This is a genomic window from Mesorhizobium sp. B2-6-2 (assembly GCF_006440615.1).
GTDB lineage: Bacteria > Pseudomonadota > Alphaproteobacteria > Rhizobiales > Rhizobiaceae > Mesorhizobium.
In genome coordinates this window covers 189700-208996 of record NZ_VFUG01000001.1, presented here as the reverse complement: position 1 = coordinate 208996, position 19297 = coordinate 189700, and the positions used below count along the sequence as shown (strand labels likewise).

Below are 19297 nucleotides of genomic sequence, written 5' to 3'. Positions count from 1 at the left end.
GGTCCGTCAATACGAACGCCGGCTCAAGGCGGACCCTTGAGCCGGCGCATCTGTTTTGGACCTACTTGCCCTGCATCGCCTTGAGATTGGCGGCGTAGGCGTCGACGTCATCCTTGCCGATGATCTTGGTCGGGATGATGATCAGATTGCCGTCCGGGATGCCTGACTTGTCGCCCTTGAGGTAGGCGGCCATCAGCTTCATGCCCTGATAAGCCCATTCGAACGGCTGCTGCACCACGGTCGCGGCGACGGTGCCTTCCTTGACGCCACCCAGCGTGATCGGATCGTCGTCGAAGCCGACGACAGTGATCTGGCCGAGCTTGCCGGCGTCGCGCAGCGCTTCATAGATGCGCGGCGTGTTGTAGGAGTAGAAGCCGACCATGCAGGTGATGTCGGGGCTGGCGACCAGCGCGTCCTCGACATTCTTCTTGGCGCGGGCCTGGTCGATGTCGTCGCCGCGCACGTCGACCAGCTCGATCTTGCTGCCGGCGAGCCCGTCCTTCATGCCCTGGATGCGCTCCTTGGCGTTGTCGGCGCCGAGCAGGCCGACGAAGCCCAGGCACTTGCCGCCGTCGGGCATCGCCTTCTTGGCGATCTCGGCCGCCTGCTTGCCGGCATCGACGTTGGACGAGCCGATATAGGCGACACGCTTGGTCTGCGGGGCATCCGAGTCGGTGGTGAACAGCGCGGTTTCCGACGCGATCTTGTTCAGCCCGTCGGTCGAGGTCTTGGGATCGACGGCCGAGACCATGATGCCCTTGACGCCTGCCGTCACCAGATCGTCCATCAGCCGCTGCTGGATGGCGACCGAAGACTGTTCCGGATATTTGAGCTCGAGATTGTAGTCGGGCAGTTCGCCCTGCGCCTTCTTCACGCCGGCTTCCGCCGCCTTCCAGAAGTCTGACGCACCGTTGACGACGAAGGCCAGCGTCGGCTTGTCGTCGGCGCGCACACTGGCGCTTACGGACAGACCTAAAGCCAAGGCCGCCGCGGCGACGGATGCGTTGCGTATCATGGATTTCATAGTTCAACCTCCCTTGTAGAACTCTTCGCTGATGTCTCGGCTGCGGCGCGGATAACCCTCCTCCTCAAGGGTGTGGCGCAAAGGTCCGCCGACTTAAGAACGGTTCCGATCCGGCCGCGGTCGAGACACTAGACACTCATGCGGCATTCGTAAATAGTCCGATTTGTCTGACATTTTCGTGAGGATGGACACGAGCCCAAACCGGCGATCCCGCCGGCTTTCGAGCAAGCATCCTTCGCACTTTGCCGGCACCGAGCGGAAGCCCGGACGGTTTCGACGAGTTGACAGTAGAACGCTTACAGCTATTAGTAAAGAGTATTAGTTTTAGACCGAGGCGCGCGCTTTCGAAGCGGAGGAGACGCTGGTCGAAAGATGCGCCGGGAATGAGGAGTGCACGTGCGGCAAAAGCCTGCTACCGCACGGAAACCCACGGGAATTGTCAGCGCTGCTGACCTTGTCGCATTGATTTCGTCGCGATGCGGCGCGGCCGGCGATTTGTATGTCGCGCTTGATAATACTTATTATCAATGGTGCGTTTTAGATGAGCGTGCCGACCATCTTGCCGTTGCAATCGGCCTTTGCTTTAGAGCCGGCCGGGTTTGGGAACCGACCATGAGTGAACCGACGGAACTGCGCGATCCTCCCGGGGCTTCCAGGCGCCGCAAGCCGGCCGCCAAGCCCAAAGGACGCGTCACCATGACCGACATCGCACGCGCCGCCGGCTGCTCGCAGGCGACGGTCTCGTTCGTGCTCAACAATTCCCCGGGCATCAGGCTGTCGCAGCAGACACGCGACCGGGTGATCGAGGCGGCCAGAGCGCTAGGCTATTCGCCGCCGGTCTTTTCGGCGCTGCGGCCGCCGGTGACGCCGTTCGAAGGCCTGGATGGCGTCATCGGCTTCGCGGTCGACCAGCTCGCCACCAGCCCCGAGGCGGTGGTCGCCATCGAGGGCGCGCGGCAGGCCTCGTGGAACGCCGGCAACGTGCTTCTGGTGGCGCAGACCATGGGCGACGCGGTGATGGAGCCGCGCGCCATCCAGGCGCTGACGGGGCGCGGCATCACGGCCTTGATCTACATGACCATCTTCACCCGCGAGATCGCCGCGCCGGATTTCCTCTACAGCCTCGAGATGCCGGTCATCCTGCTCAACTGCTACACCGCCGATTATGCCTTCCCGGCCGTGGTTCCCTCCGAGATCGCCGGCGGCCAGAGCGCGACAAGACACCTGATCGGCCATGGCCATCGCCGCATCGCCACCATCACCGGCGAGCCGTGGATGCAGGCCGCTCAAGATCGGCTCAAGGGCTACCGCCGCGCTCTAGCCACCGCCGACATCCCGTTCGACCCGGAACTGGTGGTCGAGGGCGACTGGTCGGCCAGTGCCGGCTATGCCGCGACGGTCAAGCTGCTCGGGCTCAAGGAGCGACCGACCGCCATCTTCTGCCAGAACGACCGCACTGCGATCGGCTGCTACGAAGCGCTGAAGGAAGCCGGCCTGCATATCCCGCAGGACATCTCCGTGGTCGGCTATGACGATGAGGAGATCGCCCGCCATCTCTTCCCGCCGCTGACGACCTCCATCCTGCCGCATCTGGCGATGGGCCAATGGGCGATCGAGCAGCTCGAAACGCCGCCGACGCCCGGCCGCGGCCGCTATCCGATCACCAAGCTGGAGTGCCCGCTGGTGGAGCGGGAGAGCGTGGCAGGCGTGAAGGGATAGGGTGCCCCAGATCGCCGCTTCAAGACTTGGAACGTATTGACATTGTACTGACAATCGCTAGATATCTGACCCTGACACAGGAGGATTTCGATGGCGCAGTCCAGTCATGCTGGCAGCAATCACAACGCAGTTCGCAAGGATGACGTGATTCAGATCCGCGCCTCGGCCGAGACGAAGGCCATTCTCAACCGCGCCGCTAGCTTGCGCGGGCAAAAACTGTCGGAGTTCATGCTGGACAGTGCGCGCAAGCAGGCTGAGGAGACCATTCTCGACCAGCGTGCCTTCTTTCTCGATGCCGACGCGCATGAGAAATTTCTTGACCTGCTTGATCCTCCGAACAAGTCGTCGCAAGAGCTTCGCGCCCGCATGACGCGCAAGCCGGCCTGGGAGCGCTGATGCCCGCTGGGCAATCGCAAGGCCCGCGAGTCCGCGCTCCGGAACGGCTGACCATCAGTCATGATGTCGCAGAATTTCGCAACGGCAGGCATCCCAACCTTGATGACTGGCTGCGAAACCGTGCCCTCGCCGGCGAGGGACTGTCTGCCCGAACCTATGTCGTCTGCGACGCGGACACGAAAAATCGTGTCGTCGGTTACTACGCGATCTCCACAGCGATGGAAGAACGGGTCGCTCTGCCAAGCGCCAAGCTGCGCCGGGGCATGCCCGAGCAGGTTCCCTTGCTGCTGATAGGCCGTCTGGCGGTCGATCAGGCGTTCCAGGGAATGGGCCTCGGGGGCAACCTGCTTTCCGATGCGCTGCGGCGTTGCCTCGCGGTTTCGGATATTGCCGCGGTTCGTGCCGTGGTGGCACACGCCATCGACGACGTCGCTGTTGCTTTCTACCAGCGTCACGGCTTCACTATGTCTCCGCTGGGCGAGCGCGTCATGCTGATGCCGATCGAGACGATACAGGCGCTGTTCTCGAAAACTTGAGGCGTGCAGGCCACTGCAATGACGAGGAGATCGCCCGCCATCTCTTCCCGCCGCCGACGCCCGGCCGCGGACGCTATCCGATCACCAAAGCTGGAATGCCCGCTGGTCGAGCGGAGAGCGTGGGGAGCGTACCCGCACAATTCCGGTGACCCGGCCCCGAGACCGGCTTATGATGGGTGGGCGTGTGTTCCTTGCCAACAGGAAAAACGCTCATGTGGCCGAACCGCCGTTTATGCGATCTCTTCAAGATCGAGCATCCGATCATCCAGGCGCCGATGGCGGGCTCGGCGACGCCGGAACTCGCCGCCGCGGTGAGCAATGCCGGTGGGCTGGGGTCGCTCGGATGCGCATCGATGCTGCCGGATGGCCTGCGCAGCGTTGCGCGCCAGATGCACGTCTTGAGCGGGCGTCCCTTCAACCTCAACTTCTTTGTTTTTTCTAGGCCCGACACCGGCGACGCCGTGCTGACCCAGGTCATCGACAGGTTGCGGCCCTACTACGAGGAGATGTCGCTCGGCGAACCCTCGCGGAGGCTTCCGCCGATCGGACCGGGTTTCGATGAAGAAAAGCTTGAGCTGCTGCTTGAGATCCGCCCGCCGGTCGTGAGCTTTCATTTCGGCATTCCGGAAGCGGCTGCCGTCGGCAGGCTGAAGCAAGCCGGGGTCGCAATCATCGGCACCGCGACGAATGTCGCCGAGGCGCGCAAGCTCGCCGACGGTGGAGCCGACGCGGTCATCGCCCAGGGCTGGGAGGCGGGAGGTCACCGCGGTTCGCATGCTCCCAATGGTCCTGGCGACGGCGTTGGAACGATGGCGCTGGTTCCCCAGGTCGTCGATGCCGTCGAGCTCCCGGTCATTGCCGCGGGAGGCATCGCCGACGGCCGCGGCATAGCGGCCGCTTTCGCGCTTGGCGCCAGCGGCGTGCAGATCGGCACCGGCTTCCTGTCCTGTGACGAGGCCGGCACGGACGCACCGCGCCGCGCCGTGATCCGCGCCGCGACCGACATGGACACGATGGTCACCGCTGCCTTCACCGGCCGCGCGGCGCGGGCCAGACGCACCCGCTACGCCCTGGAAATGGAGGAGCGCAGGGTGCCGCTTCCGGACTTCCCGCAAATGGTCGCACTCAGCGCTCCGCTCGGCGGCGACAAGGAATTCGCCTTCCATCTCTATGGGCAAGCGGCGGCGCTGAACAGGGAGCTTCCGGCCGGACAACTGGTGCGAATGCTCGTGGCCGAAACGGGCCAAGTGTTCGACGCTCTCTCGACCGGCAAAACGACGCCTGCGTAAGCGAAGCTTTCGTCGTCCGATAAGCCTTTATCCCGCGCGTCGACGCTGGATTGCGAAAAGCTCAACCGGCAAGCAGGGATGCCATACGGTCGCGATCGATGACGTTGGGATTCGGCGGCAAGGGGCGACCGTCCAGTTCCGCCAGTTTTGCCGCGATATGCGGTCTGGCGACGACGTCCTGCGGCAGCGAAACGCACATGGCGATCTCGACCACGCCGCGAAACACGTCGGCGTCCTCGCTTGCGGCGGCGAAAAGCCGGGCCATGACCGGATTTGGCGGCGGAACAGGAATGCCGTCCGCCAGGGCGTCCATCTCCGCGATCCGGGCACGATCGGCGGCGATCTGGTTGCGATAGAAAGGCCCGACCTGGCGTTCGGTCTCGGCATCGTATTCCCGCGAAAATTGGGCAGGATCGCCGATGTGCCGGCGAGCGACATTCCTGAGCACCTGCGCGTGCAGAAGGCCGACGCTCAACCCCCGCCCGGCGGACGGATTGGTGCAGGCCCAGGCGTCGGCCACAGCCGCAAACCCGGTGACGACAGGCTGGCCGTCGACGACAAACCGCCGGTAGCGGTCGAGAACGCCTGCCATCAGCAGGACATGCGTGATCGGCTCGCCGTCAAGCCAATGGGCCTGCATCGGACATGCCGTCACGACACGGTGGAAGGTGGCGGTGTCGCGCAAAGCGCGCATGGCCTTATTTCTCGCCGAGGTGAACAGGGTGACCGACCAGGTGTCGTTGTCGCCATCTAGGGTGAGAATCGAGAACGGGCCCATCGGCGTGAGCAGGCGGCCCTTTCGGCGCGGCCGCTGCCTGCCCGTGAAATAGCGGGTGAAATAGACGAAATTGCTGTCCTCGGCTTCCTCGTTCGGACTGCGGCCTCCCGCCGCAACGATCCATTCGCAGGCAGGGCTTCGCCGCCCATCGCATCGATCACCAAATCGGCGCGAATCTCCTCGCCGGACGTGGTGCGAACGCCCGCAATATGCGGCACGCCGGGAATGGCTGAGGCTCCCGTGATCAGCTCGCGAACCTTGATCCCCCGCCGGACGGTCACATTGGGCGCAGCTTGCGCCATCTCGGCCGTGGCCCATTCGATCACCGGTCGCCGGCCGGTGACGAAGCGCATGGCTTCGTCGCCCGGGCGGGGCTCCCTGTCCGTTATTGTCGGGGGCAACGATCGAGGGTCGAAGAAGTCCATCCAGACGCAGCCGGCGCGCAGCAATATATCCGTCAGCCCCGGCAGCTCCTGATCGGCGACCATCCGGAAACGCGAGCTGAGGTTGTGAGGCTGCCTGAACTGCGCAACGCCGGGGCGCTCCCAGTCCCATCCTTGACTGGAACTCGAAGGCCGGTCCGCCGGATCAGCCTCGAGGACCGTCACGTCATGACCGTCGCGGCCAAGCATGGCCGCCGTGCACAACCCGATTATGCCTCCACCGCAAATCAGGATCTTGCTCACCCCGTCCCCCAATGTTCGCGAGGGTTCGGCGCCATATTAGCTTCTGTGCACAATCCCGGCAACGTGCTGGGCCGCCAGGGCCTACGCTTGTGTGCGGTCACGGAACGATCCGCTGCTTTCGCTGCTTGGCACGGCTTCCGTGGACGTCTAGGCTGACCTCAGCGAAGGGAGGGCGGGATGACATCAAGCTTCACCGTTCAAGCGGCGTCCGGCTATGAGCAACTGATGGGACGCTGGAGCCGCCGGCTCGCGCCCAAGTTCATCGACTTCGCCGGTCTGGCCGGCGGCGAAAAAGTCCTCGATGTCGGTTGCGGCACCGGCAGCCTCACCTTCGAGCTGGCGAAGTCAGGCGATCTCGCCGAGATCCAGGCCATCGACTTCTCGCCGATCTTCGTCGCGGCGGCGAAGGAGAGGAACACCGATCCGCGCGTCACCATCCAGCAGGCGGATGCCACCGCCTTGCCGTTCGCCGACAATGCGTTCGACCGCGCGCTGGCGCTGCTGGTGCTGCACTTCGTGCCGGAGGCCGGCAAGGCGGTGGCCGAGATGCGCCGCGTGACGCGGCCGGGCGGCGTGGTCGCGGCCGTGGTCTGGGACCACTACGGCGGCATGACCGCCATGCGCATGATGGTCGACACAGTTGCTGCGCTCAGCGAAAGCGGGCGCCAGATGCGCAGCCGCTATTGCTTCCAGCCGATGGTGCAGCCGGGCGAGATGAAGCGGAGCTTTGTCGAGCAAGGCCTGGCCGATGTCACGGAGGCCGAGCTGATGATCCGCATGGATTACGCGGATTTCGACGACTTCTGGGCGCCGATCGGCGCCGGCGAAGGCCCGCTCGGCAGATACATGACACTGGACGCGGCCGAGCGGGAGCGCGTCGAGGCGGCCGTCCGCGATGCCTACGAGGCCGGCTGGCCCGATGGCCCGCGATCCTTCGCCAATGTCGCCTGGGCCTGCCGCGGCATCGTGCCCTGAGACTCAAAGCCGGCAACTGGTCAGTTGCCGGCGGCCACCGGGACATTGATCTCCCAGCCGTCGACCCACACCTGCCGCAGCCGGTCGCCTTCGCCCTTGAACCATTGGCCGGCCGCCCGGCAATCCTCGATGCGGTCGCTGCGGAAATTGCGGATGGCCTGCCGCAACTCGCACCAGGCGACGATGTTGGCCGTCTCGGCATAATAGATCAGCGCGACCGGACGGATGATGCGGCCGGTCGGACGTCCCGCCTCGTCGCGATAGGAAAGGCTTAGCTTCTCCTCGTCGCGGATGGCGCGGCGGACCAAAGCGAGGTCGACGGCGGAAGCGGAGGGTGCGGCAAAGCCCCAGGCATGGAGGGCGTTGGCGTCGAGCGTCTGCCGCAAAGGCGGCGGCACGGCGCCGGCGATCTTGGCGCCGACGCGTTTGGCGGCCTGCTTGAGCTCGTCGTCGCCTGTGCGCTCCAGCAATGCCAGCGACAAGACGATCGCTTCCATCTCCTCGATGGAAAACATCAGCGGCGGCAGGTCGAAGCCTGGTCGCAGGATGTAGCCGATGCCGCGCCCGCCCTCGATCGGCACGCGCATCGCCTGCAGTGCCGCGATGTCGCGATAGACCGAGCGTACGGTCACTTCCAGCCGCTCGGCGATCGTCGCCGCCGTCACCGGCCTCCTGGCCAGCCGCAGGATCTGGATGATCTCGAACAGGCGCGAGGCCTTGCGCATTTTCTCACCCGGCTGGAATTCAACTGACACATCCCCGTCAGTTGGAATGCGCTATAGGGCCGCCTACCCGCTTGAAAATCAACAGATTCCTTTGCGTGCATGCGGATAATGCGACAGGCAACTGACATGAGCTATGGCGAAAATCTCTGGCTGTTCTTCGTGCTTCTGTTCGGCATCATCGCGGTTCCGGGCATGGACATGCTGTTCGTGCTGGCCAATGCGCTGGCCGGCGGCAGCAACAGGGGCCTGGCCGCCACCGCCGGCATTATGCTGGGCGGTGCAGTGCATACGCTGAACGGCGCGATCGGCGTCGGGCTGCTCATGCATTTCGTACCGGTCCTGTTCACGCCGCTGCTGGTCGCCGGCGCCGCCTATATGGCCTATATCGGCATTTCGCTGATGCGCAGCTCAATCACCGTCGGCGATGACCGCCCTGCGGGGAGCCGCTCGGCCTGGAAGGCGTTTCGCCAGGGCCTGGTCACCTGCCTGATCAATCCGAAGGCCTATCTCTTCATCCTCGCCGTCTATCCGCAATTCCTGAAGCCGGCTTACGGTCCGATCTGGATGCAGGCGACGATCATGGGATTGCTGACGGTCGCCACGCAGGCCGCGATCTATGGCGGGCTCGCCGTCACGGCGGGGCGCAGCCGCGGCCTGCTGGTCGACAATCCGAAGGCGACTACATTTGCAGGCCGCGCGGCGGGGCTGCTGCTGTTTGCCATTTCGATATTCACCGCTTGGGAGGGGTTGAGGGCGGCGTGATCGCCGCCCTCTCCATTTCGCTCAAGCCGCACCCTGCCGGCTGGCAAGCATCTCGCGCTTCACCGACCGGCGCCATTCGACGGCGCCGGCGAGGCCGTGCAGGACCGTCTCGGTGGTCGCCCAGTCGATGCAGCCGTCGGTGATGCTCTGGCCGTAGACGAGCGGCTTGCCGGGCACGACGTCCTGGCGGCCGGCGACGAGATTGCTCTCGATCATGACGCCGATGATGCGCTCGTCGCCCGCGGCTACCTGGCCCGCCACGTCGTGCGCGACCTTCGGCTGGTTCTCCGGCTTCTTGGCGCTGTTGGCGTGGCTGACGTCGATCATCAGCCGCGGCGCGACGCCGATGCGGCCGAGCTCGGCCGCGGCGGCCTCGACGCTTGCGGCATCATAGTTCGGCGCGATGCCACCGCGCAGGATGACATGGCAATCCTCGTTGCCGGTGGTTGCCGCGATGGCGCTGCGGCCGCCCTTGGTCACCGCCATGAAATGATGCGGCTGGGCGGCCGACTTCACCGCTTCGCCGGCGATCCTGAGATTGCCGTCGGTGCCGTTCTTGAAGCCGACCGGACAGGACAGGCCCGAGGCCAACTCGCGATGGATCTGGCTTTCGGCTGTACGCGCGCCGATCGCGCCCCAGGCGACGAGGTCGGCGATGTATTGCGGGATGGTCATGTCGAGGAACTCGGTCGCCGCCGGCAGGCCGAGATTGTTGACGGCCGACAGAACGTTGCGCGCCATGCGCAGCCCCTTTTCGATGTTGAAGCTGCCGTCGAGGTCCGGGTCATTGATCAGGCCCTTCCAGCCGACCGTGGTGCGCGGCTTTTCAAAATAGACGCGCATGACGATCTCGAGCCGGTCGGCCAGGGCCTCGCGCAGCGCCGCCAGACGGCTGGCATAGTCAACGGCCGCGACCGGATCGTGGATGGAACATGGGCCGACGATGACAAGCAGTCGATCGTCGGCCCCCGAAAGGATGCAATGGATGGCGTTGCGCGAGGCGGCGACGGTACGCGTCGCGGTGAGCGAGCGCGGTATCTCGCGCATCACCTCGTCCGGCGCGCTCAGGGCCCTGATTTCGGTGACCCGAAGGTCGTCAGTGGTGGTCAACACGGCTTTCTGCTCCTGGTTTGGGAGACCTGCCGGCTGAAACAAAAAAGCCGCCAGATCTGGCGGCTTGTCGGATTTTTGATCTGGAGTTTTCAGATCGAGCGCAATCCTCCCGCCGCCAGCGAGCTACCGTAGCTAAAGTACCAAAACGAGGCGGTCAGGTGGATCATGCGGCTCATATAGTCGAAGCGTGGGGGTTTGTCACGCGCCTGTTGAGGTTAGGCATCGTCTCAGCCTGCAATGCGCTCCTGGCCCTGCGGAAACCAGATGCCACGCCGAAGCCAGCCGGCCCCACCCAAATTGGGTGTCACGTGGTTCTGATCGAGATCGTTCATATCCTTGATGATCTCGATGCTGATTACATTTTCGAATGGGAAGGCAAGCGCGAAGAGTTGCAAGGCGTCAGCTTCCGACCGAGCGGTGACGCCAAAGCCAAGATGACCGGTTACTGAAATCCAATATGGATGCATCGAGACGTTCTCTGATGGCTAATGGTAGCTCGCCCCCGGTCATACCGTCCACGGATCGAAGAGTTCAACTCCAAAGCCCTCGAAATCCCTGGTGTTGCGCGTTACCAGAGTGAGCTGCTGCGCAATCGCAGTGGCTGCCATCAGGCCGTCCATCGACGACAGACCGCGACCGCGGCGCTTCGCAAAACCCATCAGGTCGCCCCAGGCCAAGGCAACTGGTTCGTCCACCGGCAAAACCCTCTGCTCGAAGCGCTGCGGCAGATCCCGAGCGAGCCATTCAGCCAGCGCCTCGCGTTTGCGGCCCTCATCCATAAGAGCAACGCCGCGCCGGATTTCGGCGATCGAAACCACGCTGATGAATGAACGATCCTCATCAAGCCGGTCGAGCCAGTCCAGAACGCGTGCATCCGGGGACGGCCTCGTCACCTCGGACAGGACATTCGTATCGAGCAATACTCTCACAACGGCAGATCACGCGGTTCGTCGCGCTGGCGCTCAAGGTTCAGATCCGAGCCGCGCAGCGGCGACTTCAGCAGGAACTCCGCAAGCGTGCCTTTACGTGCGGTCTTTCGCTGCCATTCCTCGGCCGAAATGACAACCACGCTTGGCTTACCGTTTCTGGTGATCGTCTGCGGCGAAGATTGCGCGCGCTCGATAACCTCCGACAGTCGGGCTTTTGCCCCAGCGACCGTCCAGTTCGCATCGTCTTTCTGCTCGGGCCGCATTTCAATCCCATGACTATTCTGACTATCTTGACTATATGGGAATAGCGATGCTGCGGCAACAGGGCTTTTAAAGCGCGCCGTGATGGTGCGGACACACGGCCCGAGCTCTGCTGGACGTAAGATGCCGCTACTCGCCGACGACCCCGGCGATATTCTGATCATAGTCGACCAGTGAGCCGGTCATGACGCCGGCCTGCGGGCTCAGCATATAGGTGATCAGCCGGGCAAGCTGGGCCGGCTTGACCAGCTGGCCCATGGGCTGCGCGACCTCGGCCTTTGCCAGCCAGTCGTCGGGCGCGTCGTGCCATTTCTTCTGCACGATCGCCTCGCCCTCGGTGTCCATCCATCCCGGCAGCACGGCGTTGCAGCGGATGCGGTTCTTGCGATAGGAGTTCGCGACATTCTTGGTCAGCGTCATCAGCGCGCCCTTGCTGGTCGAATAGGGCGTCAGGAAAGACTGGCCGGCATGCGCCGACATCGACAGCACGTTGACGATCGAACCCGGCGCCTTGCGCTCCAGGAGATGCGCGACGAGGCCCTGCATCAAGAAGAAGGGGCCGCGCACGTTGGTGTCGAATATCTGGTCGAAGAGTTCCTCGGAGGTCTCCACCAACGACCCGCGCGCGGACGTGGCGGCGGCGTTGACCAGCGCATTCAAGGTGCCGAAATGCTTGATCGCGGTCTCGACGGCGCGCTTGCAGTCGGCGACCTTGGCGACATCGGCGCTGATGAAAATGGCGTCGACGCCGTTCTTCTTCAGCGCTGCGACCGCCCTGTCGCCCTTTTCCTGCGAGCGGCCGATCAGCGCCAGTGCGCGGCAGCCCTCGTCGGCCAAGGCTTCCGCAACCGCGAAGCCGATGCCCTGCGCGCCGCCGGTGACGATGGCGCGCGTTTGTGAATTGCGACCGGCCAAACCGTTCATCGCTGTGCTCCTTGGTTACGTTTCTATGGTCTTGCGAGATTCGTCATTCCAGGGCGAAGCAGGAGCGAAGCTCCGTCGCGAAGACCCTGGAATCCATTCCGTGACCTCGCGCGAAGAGTGCCGCGCCGCGGAATTCTGCACCGAAGCAACGCCTCAACGTCACGGAATGGATCCTCGGGTCTTCGCCGCGTCGCTTCGCTCCTTGCTCCGCCCGTGGATGACGACGTGATAAGCGTTCCGGCTAATCGCCAAGCCCTGGAGACGGACAATCCGACCGCCATCGAAATACCTGCCTCATTAAGTCAATCGATGCGTGTGGTCTTGCCCGTCTTGGCCGACTGCAAAGCCGCGTCGGCCAGTTTCAATGCGACGAGACCGTCGGTTCCGCTCGGCGCTGCTTTCTTGCCCGACGTCGCCGCCGTGATGAAAGCCGCGATCTCATTGGCATAGGCGTCGAGATAGCGGGTCATGAAGAAGTCGTGCAGCGGCGGGCGGGTGTAGCCCTTGTCGTTGGCGAGCTCGATCGACACCGGGCGCTGGTTCTCGGCAGCGACCATGCCCTTGGAGCCATGCACCTCGATGCGCTGGTCGTAGCCATAGGTGGCGCGGCGCGAATTGGAGATGACGGCCTGCTTGCCGGAGGCGGTTTCGAGGATGACGCTGACCGAATCGAAATCGCCGGCTTCGCCGATTTTCTTGTCGACCAGCACCGAGGCGTGGGCGCTAACGGCAACCGGCTCCTCGCCGAGCAGGAAGCGCGCCATGTCGAAGTCGTGGATGGTCATGTCGCGAAAAATGCCGCCCGAGCGGGCGATGTAATCGAGCGGCGGGGCGCCCGGATCGCGCGAGGTGATGGTGACCATCTCGACCGTGCCGATGGCGCCGTCATCGATCGCCTTGCGGACAGCGGCGAAATGCGGATCGAAGCGGCGGTTGAAGCCGACCATCAGCGTGGCCTTGGTCTTCTCGACGACGGCCAGGCATTTTTCGACCCGCTCGACGGAGAGATCGATCGGCTTCTCGCAGAAGATCGCCTTGCCGGCCATGGCGAAGCGCTCGATCAGATCGGCATGGGTGTCGGTCGGGGTGCAGATGATGACGGCGTCGATGTCCTTGGCCTGCTCGATGGCATCGATCGTGCGCACTTCGGCGCCGTAGGCGGAGGCGAGCTCAGTCGCCGCTTTCTCGAAGGCATCCGCCACGGCAACCAGTCTTGCCTGCGGATTTGAGCCGACGGCGCGGGCATGCACCTTGCCGATGCGACCGGCGCCGAGAAGAGCGAAGCGGAGAGTCATGGAATGTCCTTCGAGATGATGTTAAAGGCTCGCCCGCGTCTGGTGGCGCGGACAATTGGTTGATCCCGTCGCGGCGTCCGTCAGGCGGCCTGCAGTTCCGCCTGTCCGGTCTTGGCGCCGGTGATATAGGCGACGATGTCGTTGCCGTCGGTGTCCTGCTTGCGCAGGTTGGCGACGATCTTGCCGCGGCGGAAGACGACGATGCGGTCGACCAGGTCGAACACCTGGCGCATGTTGTGGCTGACCAGGATCAGCGGCTCGCCGTTTTCCTTCAGCGTGCGGATGATGTTTTCGACCTGCGCGGTTTCCTGCACACCGAGGGCTGCCGTCGGCTCGTCCATGATGATCAGCTTGGAGGCGAAGGTCGCGGTCCGGGCGATCGCGACGCATTGGCGCTGGCCGCCGGACATGTGGCGGATGGTGCTGGAGAGGTTGGGGATCTTCACCGCCGTGCGGATCAGCGCCGCCTCGGTCGCCTTGCGCATCGCCTTGCGGTCGAGGATCGAGAACGGCCCGAGATTGAAGAGCACCTTCTCGCGCCCAAGGAACAGGTTCGACGGCACGTCGAGATCGTCGGCCAGCGCAAGGTTCTGGAACACGGTCTCGATGCCCGCCTCGCGTGCCTCGATCGGGCCGGCGAAGTTCACTTCCTTGCCGTCGAACCAGATCTTGCCGTCGGTGCGCTGCTCGACGCCGGTGATCTGGCGCACGAAGGTCGATTTGCCGGCGCCGTTGTCGCCCATGATGGCGACATGCTCGCCCTTGCGCAGCTCGAAATTCGCCTCCTGCAAGGCGTGCACGCCGCCATAATGCTTGGTGAGGTTTTCGGTCTTCAGAACGATGTCGGACATGGTCAAGCTCCTATCGCGCGGCGGCGCTGGCGCCATTGATCGAGAACGACCGCGCCGACGATGATCACGCCCTTGACCATCTCCTGATAGTAAGCGTCGAGGCGCAGGAAGGTGAAGCCGGAAATGATGACGCCGAAGATCAGCGAGCCGATCACGGTGCCGATGATCGAGCCGCGGCCGCCCGACAGCGAAACGCCGCCGATGACTGCCATGGCGATGGCGTCGAGCTCGTACATGACGCCCATGCCGGCCTGTGCGGTAAGGTTCTTGGAGCAGAGCACCACGGCGGCAAGCGAGGCGAGGATGCCGGCGATGGCATAGACCAGCACCTTGTGGTTGGCGATCTTGATGCCCGACATGCGCGCGGCATCCTCGTTGGAGCCGATCGCGTAGCAATGCTTGCCGTATTTCGTATAGCTCAGGATGAGCTGGAACAGGAGCGCCAGCGAGATGAAGATGACGACAGGCATCAGGCCCTTGCCGATGGCCGCGAAACTGTCGGTCGGGAACGAGATCGGCTGGCCCTTCGACCACCATTTTGCGATGCCGCGGGCGGTGACCATCATGCCGAGCGTGGCGATGAACGGCGGAATGCGGGTATAGGCGATCAACAGGCCGTTGATCAGGCCGGCGATCAGTCCGCAGCCGATCGCGACCAGCACCGGCAAGATGACCGGCAGGTCGGTCCAGCCATAGTCGATGAACATCGCCTTGGGATTGGGATTGCCGTTGACGGTCGCAACCTGCGCGAAGCTCATGGCGATCATGGCGGTGGCGCCGACGATCGAGCCCGAGGACAGATCAATGCCGCCGCAGATGATGACCTGGGTGACGCCGATGGCGATGATGCCGACGATCGAGACCTGCAGGATGATGATCTGCAGGCGCTGCTCGTTGAAGAGGCCCGACACATTCTCGCGCGTGTTGAACAGGAAGCTGTCGCCGAGGAAGACGCGGCCGATCAGCTCGAAGGCGACGACGAGGATGACCAGCGCCAGGAACACGTTGAACTCGGCCGGCCATGGACGCTTCTTGGCGTCATAGCTCAACCCGCCAATGCCATGCGATGTCTGTGACACGTCTTCTTCCTCCGAATGACCGCGCCCCGTTCTCCCGCCCTGTCGGGCGGGAGAGGAACAGAGCGGCGCCGCTTCGCCAGCAGCCGATTTCAGCCAGTCCGATGCGTCGCGGCACCACTCCGCGTTTTGTCTTCACGCAATTCCGTACCGAAAACCGTTCCTGGAATTGCGCCGGCGCGCCTCAGTTCTTCTTCAAGAACTTGTCGATGTTCGCCGGAGTGACGAGCTGGAACGGGATATAGACCTTGTGTTCCACCTTTTCGCCCTTGGCGAGCTTCAGCGCCGCGTCGAGCGCACCGGCGCCCTGGCCGGCAGCATCCTGGAAGACGGTCACATCGAGATCGCCCGCCTGCATCGCGGCCAACGCGTCCTGCGTGGCGTCGACGCCGCCGACGACCACCGCCTTCATGTCGATGTTGGCGGCCTTCATTGCCTGGATGGCGCCGATGGCGCTTTCATCGTTGTTGGCGATGACGCCGTCGAACGCCTTGCCCGACGACAGCCAGTTGGTCATCAGGTTCTGCGCCTGGTCACGATCCCAGTTCGAGGTCTGCTTGTCGATGATCTTGATGAAGCTGCAGTCCGGCGTGGCAATGACTTCCTCGATGTCCTTGGTGCGCTGCACCGCGGCCTGGTTCGAGAGCTCGCCCATGATCACGTAGACATTGGCTTCCTTCTTGCCGGCTTCCTTGAACAGGCGGCAGGCTTCCTTGGTCTCGAGCGTGCCGGATTCCGCCTCGTTCGACGCGACGAAAGCCTGGTTGTCCGGCAGCTGGTCGACATTGACCGGCTGGCGATTGACATAGACCAGCGGGATCTTGGCCGCGGCGGCCGCGTCCGACATTGCCTGGGTGGCCGAGGTGTCGACTGGATTGACGATGATGGCGTCGACGCCCGAGGCGGCGAAGTTCTTGATCTGGTCGAGCTGCTTGGCCACGTCGTTCTGCGCATCCTCGACCTGCAATTCGACACCGCTCATGCCCTTGGCCTGCGCGATCATGCCGTTGCGCAGCACGGTCAGGAAGTTGTCGTCGAACTTGGCCATCGAAACGCCGATCTTGGCGGCGAAGGCGGATGAGCACATCAGCGCCGAAAGCGCGACGCCCAAAAGCAGTTTCTTCATTTTATTCTCCTCCACTTGGTGTCCGGCTGCACCCATTTGAACCGGAATCCCCGGTTTGCCCGGGGAATCTCTCCCTGCGACCATGCGGCGTCCCAATCCGACTGGAACGCCTCTTCCTCCGTTCGTGCAGACGCTCCCGGAACGAAAGAACCAAAAGGCCTAGTTGGTGAAATATTTATTCCATTTCGTTTTGGAAACGTCAAGGGCGATTCCGACGAGATTGGCCGGTTTTTCGGTCCCGATCGCCGTGACGAAGGCCATGATCGTCGAAACCTGAGTCCGAATCGGAGCAAATCGCCATGAAAGAATCCATCAGACTGATGGATTCTTTCACATCGACTCCATCGCAAACGCCGGGAATTGGCTGAAGCCCGCCCCAACCTCGTCATTCTATGGCGGAGCGACGCGATGGGCGTTTCGGCCAATCTCCACGCGTGCCACCTGCCAACGCAAACGGGCGGCCGATCAAAATCCCTGCGCTGGAGCTTCTAGATGTTTTCCGGCAGATAGATATCGAAGGGCAGGAAGGTCTGCCCCGGCGCATTGGCGGCGCCGCTTTCGATGGCATGGGCCATAAGCCCCACGAGCTCCCGGCAGAGCGCGGCGAGCGGCGTCGAGATCACCATGGTAAGGATGTTGTCGGCAAGTGCTGCGCGCGAGGCAGCGTTGATCTCGTTGCAGATGACGACCGGCATATCCGCCGGGTTCGCCGTTCTCAGCGCCGAGACGGCGCCTTCCATGCCGCCGCCGGCGACATAGCAACCGGCAAGATCGGGATGGCGCGCCAGAAGATCGAGCATGGCGTCATGCGTCACGTCATTCGCCTCGAGGTTGACCAGCGTCTCCATCACGGTGAAATCCGGCGCGTGCTCGCGGAAATAGGAGCGGAAGCCGATCTCGCGCAGCTCGTGGCCATGGAAGCGGTGGCTGCCGACGAAGAGCGCCACCTTGCCTGGCTTCCTGGCGGCCTTGGCGATCATCCATGCGGCGCTGCGTCCGACCTTGCGGTTGTCGAGGCCGACATAGCCCTCGCGGATTCCGGCGGCAAAATCGGACAGCAGCGAGAAGACCGGCTGCCCCCTCGCCTTCAGCGCCTCCACCACCGCCGTCAGCGTCGGGTGATCCGGACCGACGACGGCGATGGCTCTCGACTTGGCCGCCAGCCTGCGCATCTGGCCCGCAATCTCATCGGGCGCCAGCGACGTAGCGAAGTCGATCGCGGCAGTGCCGCGGAAACGTTGCGATTGCGAAACCGCCAGCTCGAGCTCCCTCGCAAAATCGCCATAGAAGACGTCATTGCCCCTCAGCAGCAGGAAGCCGAGCCGGTATTCCGGCAATTCCTGGCGCATGCGCTGCTTGATCAGCCCCGCCGCGTGGTAGCCGATCTCGGTGGCGGCCTCATACACCCGGCGCGCCGTCTCTTCGCGCACCGGCAAGCGGCTGTTCAAGACCCTGTCGACGGTGGCGACGCTGACGCCCGAGACGTGCGCGAGATCGCTAATGGTCGGCCGCTTTGCCATGAATGCTCCATTGCTTGTCCGACTCAGCATATCTCATTCTGATAGGAAATGATAGAAACTATCTTCCTGACGTTGAGGCTATCATGGGCCGGCGGTATGGTGAAGTGGAAGCCGGCCATGAACGAGCCCAGACCAGCTGAAAACGTTCGCCAGGCGCTGTTGGAGGAACCTCAATGACGGCCATGACGTCTTCGTCGGCGTCGCCACGCGACTACAGCCTGACCGGCCGCGACGCCAAGCTCGCGGTCGAGAACGGGCTGGCGGCGGCCGAGTGGTATCACACCGAGATCCCGCGCAAGCAGATGAAGGAGCTGATGCAGCGCTCCGATCAGCCGGCGATCCGCGACACCATCATCTGGCTCGGCGCGCTGATCCTCAGCGGCGCGGGCGGCGCCTGGTTCTGGGGCAGCTGGTGGTGCGTGCCGTTCTTCTTCGTCTATGGCACGCTCTATGGCTCCTCGACCGATTCCCGCTGGCACGAATGCGGCCATGGCACGGCCTTCCGCACCCAGTGGATGAACGACGCCGTCTACCAGCTTGCCTGCTTCATGATCATGCGCAATCCGGTGACATGGCGCTGGAGCCATACACGCCACCACACCGACACCATCATCGTCGGTCGCGATCCCGAGATCGCCGTCATGCGGCCGCCGGATCTGCTGCGCTTCGTCTTGAACTTCTTCGGCATTCTCGACGCCTGGCATGCGATGACCGACATGGTGCGCAACGCCGCGGGCGTCATCAGCGCGGCGGAAAAGACCTTCATCCCCGAACAGGAGCAGCCGAAGGCGATCCGCGTCGCCCGCCTATGGCTCGCGATCTACATCGCCACGATCGCCTTGGCTCTCTACCTGCATTCCTGGCTGCCGCTGCTGCTGATCGGCCTGCCCCGCCTCTACGGCGCCTGGCACCACTTCATGACCGGACTGCTGCAGCATGGCGGGCTGGCCGAGAACGTCATCGATCACCGGCTGAACAGCCGCACCGTTTACATGAATCCGATCAGCCGCTTCATCTACTGGAACATGAACTACCATGTGGAGCACCACATGTTCCCGATGGTGCCCTATCACGCGCTGCCGAAGCTGCATGAGATGATCAAGCACGACCTGCCGGCGCCGACGCCGTCGATCCTGGCCGGCTATCGCGAGATGATCCCGGCCTTCCTGCGCCAGCTGCGCAACGAGGATTATTTCCTCAAGCGCGCGCTGCCGCCGACGGCGAAGCCCTACCGGGAAGAGCTGCACAACGACAATCCGGTGGCGGCCGCGGCCGAATGATCTGCCGAAGAGCTTAACCAACCGATTTTCGC

The 19297-nt window shown here is 63.7% G+C and carries 21 protein-coding genes; 8 read left to right on the top strand and 13 right to left on the bottom strand.

Annotation, left to right across the window (positions count from 1 at the left end; all coding sequences use genetic code 11):
• Nucleotides 1-61: 61 nt before the first annotated feature.
• Nucleotides 62-1024, bottom strand: coding sequence for a sugar-binding protein (locus FJ419_RS01150; RefSeq protein ID WP_140543292.1), 963 nt, complete (start codon nt 1022-1024; stop codon nt 62-64).
• 612 nt (nt 1025-1636) lie between these two features.
• Here FJ419_RS01150 and FJ419_RS01145 point away from each other — a divergent pair.
• From FJ419_RS01145 to FJ419_RS01130, 4 genes are all read left to right on the top strand, one after another.
• Nucleotides 1637-2743 (top strand): LacI family DNA-binding transcriptional regulator, encoded by a 1107-nt coding sequence (locus FJ419_RS01145; protein ID WP_176477055.1) that lies wholly within the window; start codon nt 1637-1639, stop codon nt 2741-2743.
• A gap of 90 nt (nt 2744-2833) precedes the next feature.
• Nucleotides 2834-3139, top strand: a complete 306-nt coding sequence (locus tag FJ419_RS01140; RefSeq protein ID WP_140686877.1) for a DUF1778 domain-containing protein — start codon at nt 2834-2836, stop codon at nt 3137-3139.
• Nucleotides 3139-3675, top strand: a complete 537-nt coding sequence (locus tag FJ419_RS01135) for a GNAT family N-acetyltransferase (RefSeq protein WP_140686876.1) — start codon at nt 3139-3141, stop codon at nt 3673-3675. The genes FJ419_RS01140 and FJ419_RS01135 overlap by 1 nt, the downstream gene beginning before the upstream one ends.
• A 212-nt stretch (nt 3676-3887) precedes the next feature.
• Complete coding sequence (locus FJ419_RS01130; RefSeq protein WP_140686875.1) at nt 3888-4964, top strand: nitronate monooxygenase; 1077 nt, start codon at nt 3888-3890, stop codon at nt 4962-4964.
• Nucleotides 4965-5025: 61 nt separating this feature from the next.
• On the opposite strand, the gene FJ419_RS01125 is transcribed toward FJ419_RS01130, so the two are convergent.
• Nucleotides 5026-5658, bottom strand: a complete 633-nt coding sequence (locus tag FJ419_RS01125; protein ID WP_140686874.1) for a hypothetical protein — start codon at nt 5656-5658, stop codon at nt 5026-5028.
• Between the two features lie 56 nt (nt 5659-5714).
• On the bottom strand, nt 5715-6428 hold the full coding sequence (locus tag FJ419_RS01120) for an FAD-dependent oxidoreductase (protein ID WP_181170571.1): 714 nt from the start codon (nt 6426-6428) through the stop codon (nt 5715-5717).
• Between the two features lie 177 nt (nt 6429-6605).
• On the opposite strand from FJ419_RS01120, the gene FJ419_RS01115 reads away from it, so the two are divergent.
• Entirely contained in the window at nt 6606-7403 is a 798-nt protein-coding gene (locus FJ419_RS01115) for a class I SAM-dependent methyltransferase (protein ID WP_140686872.1), read from the top strand.
• A 20-nt stretch (nt 7404-7423) separates the two neighbouring features.
• Here FJ419_RS01115 and FJ419_RS01110 read toward each other — a convergent pair whose 3' ends face one another.
• On the bottom strand, nt 7424-8128 hold the full coding sequence (locus FJ419_RS01110; protein ID WP_140686871.1) for a YafY family protein: 705 nt from the start codon (nt 8126-8128) through the stop codon (nt 7424-7426).
• 126 nt (nt 8129-8254) lie between these two features.
• Between FJ419_RS01110 and FJ419_RS01105 the strand changes: the two genes are divergently transcribed.
• Entirely contained in the window at nt 8255-8890 is a 636-nt protein-coding gene (locus tag FJ419_RS01105; RefSeq protein ID WP_140686870.1) for a LysE family translocator, read from the top strand.
• Between the two features lie 21 nt (nt 8891-8911).
• Here the strand turns inward: FJ419_RS01105 and FJ419_RS01100 are convergent, their stop codons facing one another.
• A complete protein-coding gene (locus tag FJ419_RS01100; protein ID WP_140686869.1) occupies nt 8912-10003 on the bottom strand; it encodes a 3-deoxy-7-phosphoheptulonate synthase in 1092 nt (363 codons plus the stop codon).
• Nucleotides 10004-10161: 158 nt separating this feature from the next.
• Between FJ419_RS01100 and FJ419_RS01095 the strand changes: the two genes are divergently transcribed.
• Nucleotides 10162-10452 (top strand): hypothetical protein, encoded by a 291-nt coding sequence (locus FJ419_RS01095; protein WP_140686868.1) that lies wholly within the window; start codon nt 10162-10164, stop codon nt 10450-10452.
• 57 nt (nt 10453-10509) lie between these two features.
• Here FJ419_RS01095 and FJ419_RS01090 read toward each other — a convergent pair whose 3' ends face one another.
• The 8 genes from FJ419_RS01090 to FJ419_RS01055 form a co-directional block, all read right to left on the bottom strand.
• Entirely contained in the window at nt 10510-10932 is a 423-nt protein-coding gene (locus tag FJ419_RS01090) for a type II toxin-antitoxin system VapC family toxin (protein WP_140686867.1), read from the bottom strand.
• Entirely contained in the window at nt 10929-11195 is a 267-nt protein-coding gene (locus FJ419_RS01085) for a type II toxin-antitoxin system prevent-host-death family antitoxin (protein ID WP_140686866.1), read from the bottom strand. Before FJ419_RS01085 ends, FJ419_RS01090 begins: the two co-directional genes overlap by 4 nt.
• A 127-nt stretch (nt 11196-11322) precedes the next feature.
• The gene (locus FJ419_RS01080; RefSeq protein WP_140686865.1) at nt 11323-12117 is read right to left on the bottom strand and encodes an SDR family oxidoreductase; all 795 of its coding nucleotides are present in this window, start codon (nt 12115-12117) and stop codon (nt 11323-11325) included.
• Between the two features lie 302 nt (nt 12118-12419).
• Nucleotides 12420-13412, bottom strand: coding sequence for an inositol 2-dehydrogenase (iolG, locus tag FJ419_RS01075; protein WP_140686864.1), 993 nt, complete (start codon nt 13410-13412; stop codon nt 12420-12422).
• An 80-nt stretch (nt 13413-13492) separates the two neighbouring features.
• The gene (locus FJ419_RS01070) at nt 13493-14263 is read right to left on the bottom strand and encodes an ATP-binding cassette domain-containing protein (RefSeq protein ID WP_140543283.1); all 771 of its coding nucleotides are present in this window, start codon (nt 14261-14263) and stop codon (nt 13493-13495) included.
• A 2-nt stretch (nt 14264-14265) separates the two neighbouring features.
• Nucleotides 14266-15342 (bottom strand): ABC transporter permease, encoded by a 1077-nt coding sequence (locus FJ419_RS01065; RefSeq protein ID WP_140686863.1) that lies wholly within the window; start codon nt 15340-15342, stop codon nt 14266-14268.
• Between the two features lie 181 nt (nt 15343-15523).
• Nucleotides 15524-16465 (bottom strand): sugar ABC transporter substrate-binding protein, encoded by a 942-nt coding sequence (locus FJ419_RS01060; RefSeq protein ID WP_140686862.1) that lies wholly within the window; start codon nt 16463-16465, stop codon nt 15524-15526.
• A 488-nt stretch (nt 16466-16953) separates the two neighbouring features.
• A complete protein-coding gene (locus tag FJ419_RS01055) occupies nt 16954-17985 on the bottom strand; it encodes a LacI family DNA-binding transcriptional regulator (protein WP_140686861.1) in 1032 nt (343 codons plus the stop codon).
• Nucleotides 17986-18158: 173 nt separating this feature from the next.
• Here FJ419_RS01055 and FJ419_RS01050 point away from each other — a divergent pair, with 173 nt between their 5' ends.
• Nucleotides 18159-19265: a fatty acid desaturase family protein gene (locus FJ419_RS01050; protein WP_181170570.1), complete on the top strand. Its 1107-nt coding sequence runs from the start codon at nt 18159-18161 to the stop codon at nt 19263-19265.
• Nucleotides 19266-19297: the final 32 nt, after the last annotated feature.

Bases quoted from the DNA above. Each gene is read 5' to 3' on its own strand.
- FJ419_RS01150 (WP_140543292.1), bottom strand. From the start codon at position 1,024: ATGAAATCCATGATACGCAACGCATCCGTCGCCGCGGCGGCCTTGGCT.
- FJ419_RS01105 (WP_140686870.1), top strand. From the start codon at position 8,255: ATGAGCTATGGCGAAAATCTCTGGCTGTTCTTCGTGCTTCTGTTCGGC.
- FJ419_RS01060 (WP_140686862.1), bottom strand. From the start codon at position 16,465: ATGAAGAAACTGCTTTTGGGCGTCGCGCTTTCGGCGCTGATGTGCTCA.
- FJ419_RS01145 (WP_176477055.1), top strand. From the start codon at position 1,637: ATGAGTGAACCGACGGAACTGCGCGATCCTCCCGGGGCTTCCAGGCGC.
- FJ419_RS01050 (WP_181170570.1), top strand. From the start codon at position 18,159: ATGACGGCCATGACGTCTTCGTCGGCGTCGCCACGCGACTACAGCCTG.
- FJ419_RS01135 (WP_140686876.1), top strand. From the start codon at position 3,139: ATGCCCGCTGGGCAATCGCAAGGCCCGCGAGTCCGCGCTCCGGAACGG.
- iolG (WP_140686864.1), bottom strand. From the start codon at position 13,412: ATGACTCTCCGCTTCGCTCTTCTCGGCGCCGGTCGCATCGGCAAGGTG.
- FJ419_RS01085 (WP_140686866.1), bottom strand. From the start codon at position 11,195: ATGCGGCCCGAGCAGAAAGACGATGCGAACTGGACGGTCGCTGGGGCA.
- FJ419_RS01130 (WP_140686875.1), top strand. From the start codon at position 3,888: ATGTGGCCGAACCGCCGTTTATGCGATCTCTTCAAGATCGAGCATCCG.
- FJ419_RS01115 (WP_140686872.1), top strand. From the start codon at position 6,606: ATGACATCAAGCTTCACCGTTCAAGCGGCGTCCGGCTATGAGCAACTG.
- FJ419_RS01070 (WP_140543283.1), bottom strand. From the start codon at position 14,263: ATGTCCGACATCGTTCTGAAGACCGAAAACCTCACCAAGCATTATGGC.
- FJ419_RS01125 (WP_140686874.1), bottom strand. From the start codon at position 5,658: ATGCGCGCTTTGCGCGACACCGCCACCTTCCACCGTGTCGTGACGGCA.
- FJ419_RS01055 (WP_140686861.1), bottom strand. From the start codon at position 17,985: ATGGCAAAGCGGCCGACCATTAGCGATCTCGCGCACGTCTCGGGCGTC.
- FJ419_RS01140 (WP_140686877.1), top strand. From the start codon at position 2,834: ATGGCGCAGTCCAGTCATGCTGGCAGCAATCACAACGCAGTTCGCAAG.
- FJ419_RS01110 (WP_140686871.1), bottom strand. From the start codon at position 8,128: ATGCGCAAGGCCTCGCGCCTGTTCGAGATCATCCAGATCCTGCGGCTG.
- FJ419_RS01080 (WP_140686865.1), bottom strand. From the start codon at position 12,117: ATGAACGGTTTGGCCGGTCGCAATTCACAAACGCGCGCCATCGTCACC.